The following is a 386-nucleotide window of genomic DNA, read 5'->3' as shown; positions in this document are numbered from 1 at the left end:
TGCTGCCAGTCGCAGTCAGGCAAGATGTGCTGCTGCTCGGCGATCCATTGCTCGGTGCCCTTGAGGCCGCAGCAGCTGCAGGCCTTGGACTTACAGGTCTGGCAGAGAAAGCGTGAGTGAGAACAGTCAGGCGAGCTGCAGCAATAGCGGCGAACGCCCATGGCGCATGTCCCGCAGGCAAGCATGCGCTCGACAGAGAGTTTGGTCCAGTCGGTGAGCTGATGACCATTCTTCTCAAGGAAGCGTTCCCAGCCATCATCGTGCTGGAACAGGAGCTTTGCGGGTCGCGGTATGTACATGAAGGACAATATAAAATACGGCGATGAGGGTGGAAAGGACTTCGGCTGCGCAGCAGACGAGCTCACGCCGCAGGCGTGCTACCGTTC

1 protein-coding gene is annotated in these 386 nt (G+C 58.8%); it reads right to left on the bottom strand.

Translation table 11 applies throughout. The annotated features are described in order from the left end of the window. Window positions 1-299, bottom strand: a 299-nt coding sequence (locus tag U869_RS31240) for a transposase zinc-binding domain-containing protein (protein WP_198530715.1), incomplete at its 3' end; no start/stop codon positions are given. Between the last annotated feature and the right edge of the window lie 87 nt (window positions 300-386).

It is taken from the genome of Serratia sp. H1w, assembly GCF_000633355.1.
Lineage (GTDB): Bacteria > Pseudomonadota > Gammaproteobacteria > Enterobacterales > Enterobacteriaceae > Chania.
Note: the sequence above shows the minus strand (reverse complement) of the source record. Positions and strands in the feature narration are given on the sequence as shown.